Origin of the sequence: uncultured Anaerotruncus sp., assembly GCF_902490045.1 — a bacterium.
Lineage (GTDB): Bacteria > Bacillota > Clostridia > Oscillospirales > Ruminococcaceae > Anaerotruncus.
Genome location: NZ_CABUCJ010000014.1, coordinates 20,623 through 35,522, shown reverse-complemented (window position 1 = coordinate 35,522; position 14,900 = coordinate 20,623). Strand labels below are relative to the sequence as shown.

At 53.7% G+C, this 14,900-nt stretch carries 13 protein-coding genes; 1 reads left to right on the top strand and 12 read right to left on the bottom strand.

The window, feature by feature from the left end:
- The 10 genes from RDM88_RS03015 to RDM88_RS02970 all read right to left on the bottom strand — a co-directional run.
- Positions 1–1,429, bottom strand: a 1,429-nt coding sequence (locus RDM88_RS03015) for an immunoglobulin-like domain-containing protein (protein ID WP_308753091.1), incomplete at its 3' end; no start/stop codon positions are given.
- A 45-nt stretch (positions 1,430–1,474) separates the two neighbouring features.
- Complete coding sequence (locus tag RDM88_RS03010; RefSeq protein ID WP_308753089.1) at positions 1,475–2,590, bottom strand: DUF4367 domain-containing protein; 1,116 nt, start codon at positions 2,588–2,590, stop codon at positions 1,475–1,477.
- The gene (locus RDM88_RS03005) at positions 2,587–3,138 is read right to left on the bottom strand and encodes an RNA polymerase sigma factor (protein WP_308753087.1); all 552 of its coding nucleotides are present in this window, start codon (positions 3,136–3,138) and stop codon (positions 2,587–2,589) included. Before RDM88_RS03005 ends, RDM88_RS03010 begins: the two co-directional genes overlap by 4 nt.
- A 110-nt stretch (positions 3,139–3,248) precedes the next feature.
- Complete coding sequence (locus RDM88_RS03000; RefSeq protein WP_308753085.1) at positions 3,249–5,345, bottom strand: EAL domain-containing protein; 2,097 nt, start codon at positions 5,343–5,345, stop codon at positions 3,249–3,251.
- Positions 5,346–5,429: 84 nt separating this feature from the next.
- A complete protein-coding gene (locus RDM88_RS02995) occupies positions 5,430–7,121 on the bottom strand; it encodes a recombinase family protein (protein WP_374045402.1) in 1,692 nt (563 codons plus the stop codon).
- The gene (locus tag RDM88_RS02990) at positions 7,102–7,332 is read right to left on the bottom strand and encodes a helix-turn-helix transcriptional regulator (protein ID WP_308753081.1); all 231 of its coding nucleotides are present in this window, start codon (positions 7,330–7,332) and stop codon (positions 7,102–7,104) included. The genes RDM88_RS02995 and RDM88_RS02990 overlap by 20 nt, the downstream gene beginning before the upstream one ends.
- A gap of 85 nt (positions 7,333–7,417) precedes the next feature.
- On the bottom strand, positions 7,418–7,603 hold the full coding sequence (locus RDM88_RS02985; RefSeq protein WP_308753079.1) for a hypothetical protein: 186 nt from the start codon (positions 7,601–7,603) through the stop codon (positions 7,418–7,420).
- A 15-nt stretch (positions 7,604–7,618) separates the two neighbouring features.
- The gene (locus tag RDM88_RS02980) at positions 7,619–8,908 is read right to left on the bottom strand and encodes a plasmid recombination protein (protein WP_308753077.1); all 1,290 of its coding nucleotides are present in this window, start codon (positions 8,906–8,908) and stop codon (positions 7,619–7,621) included.
- A 380-nt stretch (positions 8,909–9,288) separates the two neighbouring features.
- The gene (locus RDM88_RS02975; RefSeq protein WP_308753075.1) at positions 9,289–10,680 is read right to left on the bottom strand and encodes a phage/plasmid primase, P4 family; all 1,392 of its coding nucleotides are present in this window, start codon (positions 10,678–10,680) and stop codon (positions 9,289–9,291) included.
- Positions 10,655–11,275, bottom strand: a complete 621-nt coding sequence (locus RDM88_RS02970; protein WP_308753073.1) for a CHC2 zinc finger domain-containing protein — start codon at positions 11,273–11,275, stop codon at positions 10,655–10,657. The genes RDM88_RS02975 and RDM88_RS02970 overlap by 26 nt, the downstream gene beginning before the upstream one ends.
- A gap of 222 nt (positions 11,276–11,497) precedes the next feature.
- Here RDM88_RS02970 and RDM88_RS02965 point away from each other — a divergent pair, with 222 nt between their 5' ends.
- Complete coding sequence (locus tag RDM88_RS02965; RefSeq protein ID WP_308753071.1) at positions 11,498–12,604, top strand: DUF6076 domain-containing protein; 1,107 nt, start codon at positions 11,498–11,500, stop codon at positions 12,602–12,604.
- Between the two features lie 254 nt (positions 12,605–12,858).
- Here the strand turns inward: RDM88_RS02965 and RDM88_RS02960 are convergent, their stop codons facing one another.
- Both RDM88_RS02960 and RDM88_RS02955 read right to left on the bottom strand, forming a co-directional pair.
- Complete coding sequence (locus RDM88_RS02960) at positions 12,859–14,010, bottom strand: IS91 family transposase (protein WP_308753069.1); 1,152 nt, start codon at positions 14,008–14,010, stop codon at positions 12,859–12,861.
- Positions 14,010–14,852 carry a tyrosine-type recombinase/integrase gene (locus RDM88_RS02955; RefSeq protein WP_308753066.1) on the bottom strand — a complete coding sequence of 281 codons (843 nt, stop codon included), beginning with the start codon at positions 14,850–14,852 and terminating at the stop codon, positions 14,010–14,012. The genes RDM88_RS02960 and RDM88_RS02955 overlap by 1 nt, the downstream gene beginning before the upstream one ends.
- Positions 14,853–14,900: the final 48 nt, after the last annotated feature.

The following is a 14,900-nucleotide window of genomic DNA, read 5'->3' as shown; positions in this document are numbered from 1 at the left end:
CGCCGCCCGTCTCCGCCGCGCCGCCCAGCCGCCAGCCGTCGGGCACCGGGCGGAACCGCCCCAGCTCGTTCATCACGTAGGTGACGGGCGAAACCTCCTCATACCGCCCGCGCCGGGTCAGCGTCGCGGCGGTCATCCGCTTGCCGTTTCCGATCATGATGCCGATCTCCATCGGCTTTTCGAGCGCCAGCCGGTCGGCGGGCTCGGTGACCGTGAAGGGCGCGGACACCCGCAGGCTGCGACTTCCGCAGCGCAGGAGCTTGACGACGCGGTATTGCGCCGGGACGAGCGTCTCCCCCACCTGGGAGAGGTCCACCTCGCAGGAGGCCTCGCTCCCGGCGGGCAGGACGCCCGCCCAGTCGTCAAACGCCCCGTCGAAGGGAACCGCGGTCCATTTTTCCTTCAGGTACGCCTCGAGCGCGAACACCGCGTCAAAGCCCGCCTCATCCCCCGTGTTGTTCCGGATCGAAACGGAAATCCGCTCGGTCCCCTCGGGGAAGCTCTCCTCCTCCGCCGCCATCTCGATCGGGATGAACTGCGCCACCGTCAGCTTTCCGCCCGACGCGCCGGACAGGCGCAGATAGGCGGTGCTTCCGCCCGAATCGACGCTGTGCTCCCACTCGACGGCCGCCGAGGCATACACCCGTTCGGTGATCCCGCGCAGGTCGTCCGCAAGGTTTTCGTCCCGGGTGCGGTCGACCGTGCAGAGAATTTCCTTCCCGTCGAAGGCGAGGTCGTAGACGATCGGCCCGCCCGTCTCCCCATAGGAGGCGACGCGCACCGATGCCGGCGTTTTGCTCTCCACCCCCGAAAGGAAGGTGTCGAGCTTTTCGCGGTTGCCCAGCGCGGACGCGCCTTCGCGGGAGACGACGTCCCCGTTGGCGAGCGCCGTTTCCGCCGGGTAAGCCTCCGGCAGGTCGGCGAGCGCCATGCGGGTGCTGTCCGAAGCGAGGCCGAATTCAAAGGTGTAGGAGACGCTTCCCTGCTCCCACTCGGCGGCGACCTCATAGATGTAGGAGCCCGTGCCGGGAACCTCGATCCGCAGGTCCCGCAGCGCCTGCTTCTGGGGTTCCGCGTCGAATTTTCCGCGGTCGGAGAGATCCCAGCGGCTGACGGTGACCTTTTCGGGACGCAGGCCGAACGACAGGTCGATCCGCCCGACGCTCACGCGCCGCAGCAGGATCGGCATCCGGTAGCCCTCGTCGAGCGGGTGCGGCGCGTCCGCGTCCTCCGTCGAGCCGTCGCCGCGGTCCCACTGATAGCCGCCGGTCGCCGCCGTGGCGCGCTCCGCGCCGTAGGCCAGCGTCAGCTCCGGGAGCTCCTGCCGCGCGGGCGGCGATTTGATCAGCGCCGACGCGGGCAGGCCCGCTGATGCAAGCAGGAGCAGCGCAAGCGCTGCTCCCGAAATTTTCTGTAAAATGCGTTTCATCCTGTTGTCCTCCCTGGCGGAACGCCGTCCTCTGGTGTGGGAAGCCTATTTCGTCTCGTTGTAGCAAAACAGCTCCATCCGGTCGCCGGTATAGTCGTCGATGCCGCAGACGGCCGTGACGCCGTCCTTCGTCTCCCGGACCAGCTTCGCGAAGGTGTAGCCGCTGTAGGTGTTCTTTTCCTGGCCTTCGGTGCGGGTGTTGTCCTCGTCGCAGTGGACGCGGAAGCCGTCAAAGTAGAGGTCGCGGATGATCGGGCCGCCCCCGTCGAAATCCGTCACGCGGACGATGAGCTGCGTCCACTGCGCGGGGCTGGCCTGCTGCGCGTTGAAGAGCGCTTCGAGCGCCTGTACGTTTTCAATTTTTCCGCCGCTGATCACGACGTCGCCGTTTTCCGCCGCCTCCTCGGGCGAGTAGGGGTCGGGAAGCTGCCCCTGGTCGACCGGCAGGTGGGGCGGGTGGGGCGCGTCGGACGGATAGAGCCGGATCGACGCGGCGATCCGCACCGCCTCGTCGAGGGTCATATCGTTGGTGAGCACCATATAGGAATACTGGTTGTCGTTCCACAGCACGAACTGGCTGCCGCGGTTATCCATCTTATAGGCGGTCTCGCCGCCCAGGTCGAACTCCTCGAGCTGGGAGCCCTCGGTATTGATCGCCATCGTCCCGCCGCCGAGTATCGACTGCTGGAAGGAGATCATATCCCCCTCCGCGTTGGTGTAGGTCGACCAGTTGATACTGTCCGCGAGCATCTGCTCGGTCAGGCGGTACCCGTCCGGCAGGTAGGAGGGCTGGTACTCGGCGAGGGTGAACTCCGCAACGCCGGCGGCGCCGTCGACCGGCTCGTAGGTGATGCTGGAGTACTCGGGGAACTTCTCCTCCACCATCTTGAAGAGGCCCTGCTTCCACGCGTCGACGCTCATGATGCAGGCGGAAAAGCCGACCACGGCCGCCACCACGATCACCGCGGCGCGGCGTGCGAAGGCGGTCATCCGCCGCTGCCACGGGCCGCGCTTCTCCGCCCGGATCATCCGCCGCATCCGCTGCTCAAATTCATCGGAGAACACATGATCGAGCTCCGCGTCGTCCGGAAGCTGCGCGAGCATCCGTTCGCGCGCCTCGCCGAAAGCCCTTTTCAGCAGGTCGTCATGAAGCTCTGTCATATGTTCACCTCCTCGGTCCGGAGCTCCTGCTCCAATTTCTTTTTCGCGCGCTGAAGCCGCTTTTTGACGTTCTCCTCGCTGAGGTTCAGCATCGAGGCGATTTCACCCGTCGAAAAGCCGTTGTCGTATTTCAGCATCAGCACGCTGCGGTAGCCCTCCGGCAGCCGGTCGATCAGGCTCATCAGGTGCATGTAGCCCTCGCGCGACTCCACCTCGTTCACCGGGACCGCGGCGGTGTCCGCCGTCCAGTTTTCGAGCTCGTCGAACGAGACCACCGCCTTCTTTTTGCGGCTGTTGTAGAGATTGATCGAAATGTTCCTTACAATTATAACCACAAAGCTCCTGGTTTGGGGACACTCCACCTCGCCAATATTTTGCATGTGGTCGAGGATGCGCAGGAACGCCTGATGCACCGCGTCCTCGGCGAGCTGCGGGTCGCGCAGGATGCTGTTCGCCGTATAGAACATCACCTGCCGGTAGGTCAGATAGACCTGCTCAAATTTCGTCCGCTCCTGCTCGCTTTCGAGCGCGGCCAGATACACCAGCATTCCTTCACCGCCCTTTCCTACGCCACATTGGGATATGCCGAAAAAAGTATAGCATACCTTTTTCCCGAACAAAAGGCCCCCCGCCGAATTTCCGGACCGCCCCGCCCGGCTCAGTGCTCCCGGATATATTTTTTCAGCTCGGAAAGCGGGACCGCGGGGCTGAAGAGGTACCCCTGGTAATATCTGCACCCGAGCGTCCCGAGCGCCTCAAGCTGCTCGGGCGTCTCCACATATTCCGCCACCACGCGGAAGCCGAGCGATTCGGACAGCCGCACGATCGTGGAAATGATCTCCCCGGTGCGGCGGTTGTCCGTCATCCCCCGCACGAGCGAGCCGTCGAGCTTGACCATGTCGAACTGGCTGTCCTGCAGGTAGAGCATCGAATTGTGCCCCATGCCGAAATCGTCCATGATAATCCGCGCGCCCGCCTCCCGCAGCGCCGCGATCCGTTCGGCCATCTGCGGCGCGCCGGACAGCGCGTCCTGTTCGGTCAATTCCACGCCGAGCCTCCCCGGCGGAATGTGGTGGCGTTCGACCGCCTTTTTCACGAGCTCGGGCGCGCCGGGCGCGGTCAGCTGCCCGGCGGTCAGGTTGCAGGAGATCTCCAGTTCCCTGCAGCTCCACTCGCTGAGCGCCGCCAGATCGCGGCAGGCCGTGTCCACGACGAACGCGGCCAGCTCGTCCGAAAAGCCGCCCTCCGCCGCGAGCGGCGGATAGACGAACCCGCCCGTCCCATGCCTCCAGCGCAGAAGCGCCTCCGCGCCCCACACGTGCCCCCGCGCGTCGGTCTGGGGCTGGTAATAGAGCTGAACGTCCCCGCTGCGCAGCGCATAGCGCAGGTCCTCCGCCAGCAGCTTCGCCATCGAGCCGAGCTGTCCGCCGCGCGCCAGCAGCGCCGGGCGTTCCCCCGCCGCCTCGCAGGCCCGGACCTCCCCGGCCAGCCGCTCCATCTGCTTTTCCAGCGACCGCAGCTGGCGGGCCTGCGCCAGACGCACAAAGGGCAGGTAGATGCCCACGCCGACCGCGAGGTTCACCAGCTGGAGCAGGCTCCCCGCGACCGACCCGGTCGCGGCGTAGCCGCTCAAAAAGATCGGGGTCGTCCACTCGACCGTGTGGGTCGCGACGGGCACCAGCCCCGTCAGCACCGAAAGGTAGCTGATGACCGTCAGCACCAGCGGCGTGCAGAGGAAGGGCAGCAGGTAGAGGGGATTGAGCACGACGGGAACGCCGAACATCATCAGCTCGTTAATGTTGAAGAGCAGCGGTACCAGCGCCATCTTGGAGAGCTCGCGGACATTTTTGCGCCGGTCGCACAGAAAGATGGCGACGGCCAGGCAGAGCAGCGTTCCACAGCCGCCGAAGAGCACAAAGGTGTCGAAGAAGGTCTTGGTGGCGATCTCGGTGGGGGCCTGCCCGGCCGCGAGCTGGGCGAGGTTCACGTCCATGCCCGCGCGGAAGACCTCGTGCGCGACCCCGTCGAGCACGTTGCTCCCGTGGATGCCGAAAAACCACATCAGGTGCATCAGCAGGATAAAGAGCAGGCCGCTGTCGAGCCCCCGCCCCATTTTCAGGAAGAGCCCCTCGAACCAGCCGGAGAACGCCTCTGAATAGTCGGCGCCGCCCAGCGCGCGGGTGAGCAGACCGCCCAGAAGGGCGAAGAGGGCGATCACCAGACAGGCGGGCAGGATCGCGGAGATCGATCGCCGGAAGGCGGAGTCCGAACCGTCGGTGTAGGAGCGCATCCGGATGGAAAACCGCTCGGAAAGCAGGGTGAAAAGCGCGCAGCTGACGATCGTCACCACGATCGCGCCGAACAGCCGGGAACTCTCGAAGGCAGCGAAGGTAAAGCCCTCCGGTCCGTAGGTGAACGCGAGGTAGGCGCAGAGGCTGACGAAGGGGAGGGTCCCCCGGCGTCCGTCAGGCGACTCCTCCTCGTAGCTGTAGCTGATCGTCAGCAGCATGATCAACGAGATGACGCCGAGCGTCGCGCCGCGCACCACCGTCAGCAGCAACCGGAGCGACCCGCCCCACAGCCCGTCGAGCAGCGCCTGCCAGCCGCCGACCGGAAGGCTCAGCAGCAGCAGGGAAAAGGAGCCCACCAGGATTTCCGGAATGGCGAGCACCATTCCCCGGCGGACCGCCGTGAGTATTCGGTTTTCCTCGACGCCCCCGTAGAAGCGTTCCAGAACGCTGGAATCTGGTTTCACCACGTTCACCGTCCGATTGTATTTCCGTTTTGGTTTGCTCTCCTGAAGCAGGCGCCCCGGCACATAAAATCTCCCCTGCAAATTTCACCGCTGAGCTTCCTGCTTATCATGAGGCAGCAGCAACGTCACGCTCTCGACGGTTGTTTCAGTTTCCAAGGGAAGTTCTTTCACTTCCTCGCCATCAACAGGCACAGGGAAATTGAATACAATCTTCTTTATCCAGCTTCCGTCTTTTCTCTTTTCCGGGAACATCTCAATTCGCTCGATAAAGGCTTTCATAAACTCTTTCTGTTCCGCTTCTGTTGCGGAATGGTAGACTTCATCAAATGCCAGTAAGAGCCGATAAATGTTATCACCGGATATTTTCTCCTGCTGGATACTGCGTATCTGACTTTGCAATTCTCCAATCTGAACTTCAATTTCCTCTATGGTATCATACTGCTCATCGTAGCGGCGCTGCAAGTCCAAAATTTTTCTGTCATAGTGGGCATCATTGATGTCCAAGGTATCCATTTGACGCTCCAAACGGCTTTTTGTGCCAAAAGCTTGCTTTAGCTGCCCTTGCAGGACGGCGATCTGCTTTTCCATATCCTCTGTATCAACCGCCGTTCCGATTTTCGCTTGAATTGCTTCAACAAATCGGGGATTGTTGACCATAGCGGAAATGACCTTCGCCACAAATTTGTTGATTTCAGTCTGCTCGATATTCAGACGGAAGCTGCACTCATGTCCGGTAGGCGTAACCGTGTTTTTGCAGTAGTAATAATACCGGGTTTTCTTGTCCTTGCTGTGAGCCTTGGCAATATTTCCGTACATACTCTTGCCGCAGCATGGGCATTTCAAGATACCGGACAAGATGTGTGCATGGTCTGGATTGTTGACCTTTTCCCGCTTGAAAGAATTGATCTTGCGCTTTTCCTGTGCCAGATACCAATCTTCTTCGGAAATGATGGCTTCGTGCTGACCATCGTAAACAGGAAACTCCGACTGCTCGACTACGTGCATCTCGTTTCTTGTACCTTGCTTCTTCTCGGTTCTCCGTCTGCCATAAGCAATTTTGCCCATGTAAACGGGATTGTCCAGTACGTCCTGCACGAAGTTTCTTGAAAAGCCGGGGATGGTGTTATTCTGCCGCAGCTTCTTCACAAATCCGTTGCGATTAAGATATTTGGCAACTCCGGCAACGCCCTCGTTGGTATGGATATAGCGGTCATAAATGACACGGATTACCTCAACTTCATCCTCTGCAATGACAAGGTTTCCGTTTTCCAGTTTGTATCCATAGGGAGCAAAACCGCCGTTCCATTTGCCCTCACGAGCCTTTTGCTCCCGTCCTGCCATTGTCTGTGAGCGGATGTTCTCTCGCTCAATTTCTGCCACAGCAGACAGCACAGAGATCATCAGCTTACCGGCATCCTTGGAACTGTCAATACCATCTTCTACGCAAATCAGATTGACACCAAAATCCTGCATGAGCTGCAAGGAGTTCAATACATCCGCTGCATTTCTACCAAATCGGGAGAGTTTAAAAACAAGCACATAGGAAACGCCGTCTTTGCCGTCCTGGATGTCATTCAGCATCCGTTGAAACTCCTGCCGCCCTTGGATGTTCTTGCCGGAAAATCCCTCGTCAGAATACTCCCCGGCAACGATCATATCCTCGTATGCCGCATACTTCCGCAGCTTGTCCCGCTGGGCATCTAAGCTGTAACCATCTACTTGCATGGAGGTGGACACTCTCGTATATAGATAACATTTAAGTTGCTTCTTTTTCAGAATCTCCACCTCCCTCGTTTATTTCTTTTACCACAAGTCCCTCGTTGCGGATATAATACTCCAAAAGCCAAAGCACATAGTCCGGTGCATGGCGGTTGTCCAGTTCCCACTCGGTCATAGTCCGGTATGGGATATGAACCAGCTTGCAAAAGTCCTTCCGGTTCAATCCTGTACTTTCCCTCAACTTTATAATTCTGTTCTTACAATCCATTCGCTTTTCTCCATAAACAAAATACACGTTGCGTAATTATTATAGCATAGCCATAGCGATTACGCAACGTGTAAATTGTAAATTTTTACGCAGCCTTATCCGTTAAAGACTGCGCTTGCTTATCGTCCTCAGAGCAATCCGCCATTTGCGAAGTATCCTGATCTAATTTATCCAAAACCTGATGCCCGTATTTCTGGAGCAGCTGGGTCATAACATCCACACAGCGGTCAAATGCCGCATTATATTTCGCTTCCTCATAGTATTTCTTCAATAGGCAATTCCTCCGTCAAATTTCCATATCCTGCCCACGCTTGCGGGCAGGCTGCTTGTGTTCCTGTGTTTCCTTTTCTCTACTGAGGACAACATCAAGAAAAGCCCGAACCCTTTCGGAAGCGATTTCCAGTGCATCCAGATAGGGCTGGGCTTTCTTTTTGAGTTCCAAATATTTTTCGTTCAGGGCTTCAAAGCGGCGCTTCCAAACGGACGCACTCTTTTCTGCCTGTTCATATTTTTGCTTGTATTTCAGCTTTTCCGCTTTCTCTGCGAAACTGCTGACTGCATAATCCTTTAGGGTACGGCATTCGTCCGGTGTCAGCGTGATATTGTTTCCGAATGTGGCTCTCTTGCCCATGGCTTCAATGTCCTGCACTGTCAGGGCAGTTGCCCTTGCTGCCTTTGTTTCCTTTTGCAGAGCTTCCAGTTTCTTTTTTTGTTTTTCAGTGGCAACCCTGGTATTCTCCAAGGACTGTTCTGCATCGGCAACCTGTCCGGTCACGGCTTCCAACCGCTGCTGTTCCGCCTGTACCTTGAACTGTGTCACCGTCAGATGTTCTTCGGTGCTGCCACGCTCTCCACGCTCCACATCGGTATATCCGGTAGCCCGCATAAAATGAAAAAAGTCATCCTGCAAAACACTGTAGGACGACCTCAATATCTTTTTCCCTTTTGCGTTCAACATCGGAATGCCGTCCTCATCAAGAACGGGTTTGGATTCCCATTTCTTACTGCGGCTGACCTGTGTAATGGTTTCCTTTACTGTTCCCCGGAGGGCTTCATCCTTGCACCGCTTTGACCATAGAATCTGTTTTTCCACCACCGGGATATAGACCACATGAAGATGGTAGTGGTACACATCCTCGCCCAGAGCTTCAGTCATTGCCCGGTTGCGTTCATCAGCGTGCATGACAGCGGATAGGATATACTGCTCACCGCCGACGATCTCCACGGCGGCTTTGTAGGCATCGGCATAGAACTGTTTGGCATATTCATAGCCGCCGTGGTTGTGGAAGTAGGCAGAGTTTACATCAAACAGCAGCTCCCCATATTTCACCGCATCGGCTTTCAGACCACGGGTGGAGATAACACCATCTGCAATCATCTGATCGAACATGGCGGCATAGCTGTCGGTAGGTTTCTTGAAGTGGACATTGCGGTGGGTCTGGGTGGTATCAATATCTTGATTGGAGTAGCTGTCTTTTTCTCGCTCGTTATGCTCCTGAACTTTCGCCACATCGTCGAGGGTGGGCAAGTCCTGGTTACGGGCAAAGGTACGGTCAATTCCATCGTTTCTTGCCATAGACTTTTTCCTTTCTTTCGAGAGTAGCAGACGGGCGGGGGGCTGCGGGGATGCACTTCTGCGGAAGTGTAATAACCCACTATAACACTTTCATCCATACTGGCTGCAAAGTGCCGTGGGCTCTCCGAGGGCTCTCCCGAGGGGGAATGCGGTCGCTGCGGTGACCTCTGCTGACCAAGGCGAAAATGTCTGCAACTTTTCTCATGGTCAGCCCGTCTGCATGAAGCTGTTCTGCGGAACTTCCTCTTGCAGCCGGTGTCCACAGGAGCTTTTTTCAAAAGTCCGTGGACATAGAAACAGCCCAAACAAGGGGGATGTGCTGTTTCTATAACGAGCGTTTCACGCTCTTTTGCTGTGTACATACGTACCAGCAATCGGTTTTATGCTCCGTTTCGCCATTCCTCCGGAATGTCCTCCGGTACGTACGTACACGGCAAATCTCCGTAAAACCCATTTATATCAGGTCGTGCAATCGCTTCCACCCCCATGAATCCCCACACTCGCCGACCGGCAGCGTTGGTGATATTGTTGCAATGCTCCAGATTATATTTCCGGGCATTGGCAACCATGGCGTCGCTGAAGCTGCGGGCTTTCAGCGGCGCAAGAGAATTTTCTCTGCACCACATTTCGTAGATTTCATAAAAATCCTTGGAGCTGATGGAAGCATCCGCTCTCAATCGGATGTATCCATCCGACTCCATGAAATCGAAAATATTGTTATTGTCACGCTTGACCGCTTCCCGGTTTTCTTTGATTCGGTCACTCTCTGTAAATTTGAAGTTGTTGGCAGCCAGCCGCTTCAACCCCTCAAATGCCCACAGGAAGATTCCCTCTACTTCGGCTTTCATTTTCTCCGCAAGATCAGGATCATCGGCTCTGTCCGCAGGCTTTTCCTTGGTGGTTAACACAAGCTGTCTGCGGTAAAATCCGTCACTGCGGTCATACAGGGCTTGCAGATCGCCGTTGCTGAATGCCATCAACCGGGCGAACATCCAGCCCTGGTAGCTCTGTTTCCCTTTGCGTTCCAAGTCCATCTTGCCCTGTGCGGTCACGATGGATTTTACATAGTTGGTCTGGCGCAGAGCTTCCATCCGCATATCATCATCTACGCACAGCAGGATGTGCTCCAGATCGGCACGGGCAAAGCGGTTTTCAGAAATCTTGCCGATGCTGCCGTCCTTCATGTTTGTGCCAAAGATAGCCGAAAGCACCGCACCGATTTGGGATTTACCCTCGCCACCGTTGCCCTTAATCACCATCATGCGCTGTCCTTTGTTGGAGGGGATCAGGCAATAACCGATAAACTCCTGCAAGGTGGGAATGTCTTCCGCATGGAGCAGTCCATTCAAAAAGTTCAGCCAGATCACGGGCGCAGGAGCATCGGGATTGTAGACAACAGGCAGACGGCTTCGCACGATAGCCGGTCTGCCCTCGGTAAATGTGCCGTTCAATAGCAACGTACCGTTGAACACATGGATGCGATCCTGCTCCGGCGGGAAGTCAGGCACTTGCGCTTCCAGTTTCAGCACTTCCAGAATGTTGGTGATCTTCCGGGGGATATTGTTTACGGCACAGAATTTCAGCTTGTCGTAAATCTCCCCACGCAGAGGAAGATCGTCTGTCACCCGACCATCAGGCGTGAAAAAAGCTCCGTTTGCAAAGATGATTCTGCGCTCATGCAGAAATTCTTCACAAAACAGAGCTTCATTGATGTTCTGCCCGTCAAACCAGACAGGCAGGTTCATATCAGGCGTTTTCCGGTTCTTCGCCATGCTGCGCCACCTCCTTTTTCTTTCTTGCGGTGTAGTCCTGCAAGAACATAATTTTGCCGTCCTTCATCAGCTCTTCCACCACAGCAACCCGTTCTTCCAGATTACCCACAGTCAAAATGTCTGCCATATATTCGATATAATCAAGCATCTGGCAGGCTTCCACAAAACGGTCATCCAGAGCATCGTCCGGTGTTTTCGGTGCATATCGCACTTTCCAATCTTCCAGCAGATGCAGATAATCCATCAGCACCCGGAAGCACAGCATTTCGTCCTCCCGAAACTGACGGATATAGGGACGCTTTGGCTTGACCATAGCTGCGGCAGTGGGCGGTTTCGGGTCAAGCCCGAAGTCCGCAGCCAGCTTTTGCGCTGCTTCATAACTGCTCAGATCGAACAGTCTTGCCACAAGGTCGATTACATCCCCCTTGGCTCCGCAGCCGAAGCAGAAGAAATAATCCTCGTTCAGCTTCAAGCTCGGATGCCTGTCGTTGTGGAACGGGCAGCAAGCCATGCCGTTGTGGCTCACTTTCAGCCCGTAGTGTTCGGCGGCTTGCTTCACGCAGATCGCCGCCTTGATGGTTTCATAAATTGTCATAGAAAAATCTCCGTTCATAATAGTCTGGAAAGCACGAAGCACCCGCCGTGGTTGGCAGGTGCTTCGCTCTTTCTACTATGGTTATGACGGATTTTTCAAAAAACAGGCTAATAGCAGGACAAGCCTATTTCAAAAAACAGGACAACTTTTCGGAGGATATAGATTTCTTCACATTTGCATGGTATAATTGGAAAAGTAAAAAAACAGGACAAGAGGGCAAGCATGAATCAAGAACTGATGACATTGGATTTTTGGCAGGATACGGTCATATATGAGGGCAAAACATTCCCTGTCGGCACTCTTGCCTGTGATGCGCTGAATGTTCCTGCGGATGCCATTGCAAAGATGAATGAGCAATGCGAAAAAATCAATCTGCTGCTTGGAATGTTGAACGCCGGAGAGGACGCTTCTGCACTCTTTCCTATGGCAAGGGAAGCTGCTCTGGCGATGCTTGATATTCTCAGTAAAACACCGCCGTTCTCCTACATGGATATTCCAAAACACAGAGAACAGATTGAAAAAGTCTTTACTGCGGACAATGCTCTGAAATATATGGAGTTTGCCATAAAAGCCACAACCAACTCCTTGCAGCTTGAAGAAGTTCCGAGATATGCCGATGCGATGATGCTCCAACGCTATACCGCTGTATTCGGGCATCTGGCATACTCCCTTGGGGAATACCAAAAGGCAATGCTTGATTTTGCAGAAAAATCAGACGGCAACGAAGCTGACCGCACCGCAGAGGGCTTTGCAAAAATGTTTGGAAGCTATTTCCCTCCGGACTTTTCTATTACTGAGGGAAATGCCTGGATGTCTACCCTGAACAACTCCGTTCAGTATGTATCTGTCATCCGTCCCGGCGAAAATGTGGCGAAGCTCGTCAAACGGATGCACTATGTGTCCTTTGTAGGGATGTTCCGGTCAGATCTCTTTGAGGGATTGTGTGTCGGTCACGCTCCTAAGAAGTGCCGGATCTGCGGCAAATGGTTTCTGACAACCAACGCAAGGCACACCAAATACTGCGGCGGTTATGCGCCGGGAGATAAGCTGCACCGCACCTGTCGGCAGATCGGCAATCTGAAAGGCAGAGAACAACGGGAGCTTGCGGACGATCATCCGGTTATCCAGATATATGAAAAGCGGCTGAATACCATCAACCGCTATATCAAGCGTGGCAAGCTGGATGAGGACTTAGCAGAGATTATGAAGAAACTGGCGAAAGATAAGATGTTCCGGGCAAAAAGCGATGTTGCTTATGCCAAGGGTGATTATGAAAAAGAGATGGAACAGGTTGCTTTGAGGAAAGAAGCAATGAGAAAACTTGATTAGAAACCAATCGAAGTTGGTGTAAACGATAAAGCAGCTTACAATATTTGATAAACTGCCCTATCGTTTACATCAATTTCGATTTTTCTATAGTGAACAAAGTCGCGTCACAGGAGCCGATATGTATGGACTTTCAATCTTTACACTTTACTATAAGATAAAGGTTGTGCCATTGTGGCAGATGGCTCGTTTCTGAATCTAAGCACGACAAATAGACCTCATTTCTGAGGCTTTTCAAAAAATATGAATATCAAGCTTTAAATACGTAGCGGTATCCGCTGCTGTGGTTTTCCAAGGTGTCCGCCACAGCATTTACAGACAGTAACCTTAATACCGTAGAGGGTTTCGAGCATCTGTGGAGTATCCAGGTTTTTCAGCCGGGAAAGATACTGTTTGCAGCCAAGGAGATTCCGGCATAATGTCAGATGTCTGGTTTTGGTTCTGGTACATAGCAATCCATAATACCTGATTCTGACAAAGCGTTTAGGAGGCACATGCATAAGAAACCGGCGAATAAATTCAACACCGGAAATGGTAAATTCCTTCCATTTGCCTTCTTCGCGGTAGTCTTTGACATAGTAAGTAACTGTATCTTCATCCATGCGTATGATACGATGGTTGCTGATGGCAATCCGGTGGGTGTATTTTCCAAGGTAGTTAATAACGGACTGTGCACCATTAAAGGTTTTCTTACAGTGGGGAACCCAATCCTTTTCATAACAAGTATTTAGGAGTTCCTTGAAAGCATAATAGTTACGATACTTTTCACTGCTTCCATGAAACTGAAGTTTTCTCTCTTCCCAGAGGTTTTTCAGTTCATCCAGATATTTGCCACGGAACAGCTTTGAAAGTGCCTTTACAGGAAGAAAGAATTCTTCGCCCTTATCACGCCATTGATTTTCGGCTGTCAGACCGCCGCCAAGAAGAATGACATGGATGTGAGGATGAAAATTCATTTCAGACCCCCAGGTATGTAACACGCAAATATATCCAACCTTTGCACCAAGATGTTTTGCGTCGTAAGTCAGTTCTTCAATAGTTGCTGAAACGCAGTGATACATGGCGTCATAAAGAAACTGCTGGTTACTGTAGATTAAAGGATTCAACTCCTGTGGTACAGTAAACACAACGTGAAAGTAAGGGGCCTCCAGCACATCCTCACGTCGCTTGTCCATCCACTTTTCCTTAGGCAAAGCCTGACACATGGGACAACATCTGTTTCGGCAGGAGTTATAATGGATTTGCAGATGTCCACAGTCTTCACACATACTTACGTTGGCACCATAAGCACCGGTCTTGCAGTTAATGATGCAGTTAGCAACTTTGGACTGCTGTGGAGAAGGGATATACTTATCAAGGTATTTCGGATAAAACCGTAGAAATATATCCTGTACAGTAGGATGCTCCATTATGAATCCTCCTGTATATCAAAAGGGCTTTTAATGCCAAGTAAAGTTTTGTTACTGACATGAAGATAAATCTCGGTAGACTTAGGATCCAAGTGACCTAACAAGGCCTGAATATATTTAATGTCACATCCGGCTTCCAGAAGATGACTGGCGAAGCTGTGCCTGAATGCGTGTGAAGTGACATGCTTAGGGATTCTGGCTCGTTCGGAGCTTCTTCTTAATACTTGATTTACCGCAGAGATATCCAGATATTCTCCGGTTGTCTGACTTGGAAAGAGGATATTTCTGGGTCTTCCGCACTGAAACCAGTACTGAGTCAGAATGTCGAGAGTGCGGTCAGCTAGAATGGTGTATCGGTCCATTCTGTTTTTGGTATTGCGGATGTGAATGAAGTGATTGCTTCGGGAAATGTCTTCATAATGCAAATGAGTTGTTTCAGACGCCCGAAGACCGCCGGAGTACATAACAGCAAAGATGGCTTTGTATTTCAGGTTTGTGGTGACATCAAGGATTGCATTCACTTCTTCTCTTGAGAGAACAGTAGGCAGGGAGCGGTCACGTTTCATTCTGGGAATTTCATCTTCGTCCCAGTTGAGTTTGAGAACACGCTTGTACATGAAGCGTAAAGCACCATAGTAGTGGTTGTAGGTTTCAGGTAAAATGCCCATCAGTCTTTTGGCGGTCAGGTAATCATCCACATCAGCTATAGTAAGTTCTTGCCAGGGTTTACCAGTAGCATTCAGGAAAGGGCTAAGGGCGTGACAATACGCCTTTGTAGTGGATTCCTTTAGATTCCTTTTCTGTGCAGCAATAGTTACTAATTCAAAAATATCTTCGTACATAAAATAACCTCCATGAAATAAAAGTAGTAATAACAACAGTAACTACCC

Bases quoted from the DNA above. Each gene is read 5' to 3' on its own strand.
- RDM88_RS02965 (WP_308753071.1), top strand. From the start codon at position 11,498: ATGAATCAAGAACTGATGACATTGGATTTTTGGCAGGATACGGTCATA.
- RDM88_RS02970 (WP_308753073.1), bottom strand. From the start codon at position 11,275: ATGACAATTTATGAAACCATCAAGGCGGCGATCTGCGTGAAGCAAGCC.
- RDM88_RS02960 (WP_308753069.1), bottom strand. From the start codon at position 14,010: ATGGAGCATCCTACTGTACAGGATATATTTCTACGGTTTTATCCGAAA.
- RDM88_RS02990 (WP_308753081.1), bottom strand. From the start codon at position 7,332: ATGGATTGTAAGAACAGAATTATAAAGTTGAGGGAAAGTACAGGATTG.
- RDM88_RS02975 (WP_308753075.1), bottom strand. From the start codon at position 10,680: ATGGCGAAGAACCGGAAAACGCCTGATATGAACCTGCCTGTCTGGTTT.
- RDM88_RS03010 (WP_308753089.1), bottom strand. From the start codon at position 2,590: ATGACAGAGCTTCATGACGACCTGCTGAAAAGGGCTTTCGGCGAGGCG.
- RDM88_RS03005 (WP_308753087.1), bottom strand. From the start codon at position 3,138: ATGCTGGTGTATCTGGCCGCGCTCGAAAGCGAGCAGGAGCGGACGAAA.
- RDM88_RS02980 (WP_308753077.1), bottom strand. From the start codon at position 8,908: ATGGCAAGAAACGATGGAATTGACCGTACCTTTGCCCGTAACCAGGAC.
- RDM88_RS02955 (WP_308753066.1), bottom strand. From the start codon at position 14,852: ATGTACGAAGATATTTTTGAATTAGTAACTATTGCTGCACAGAAAAGG.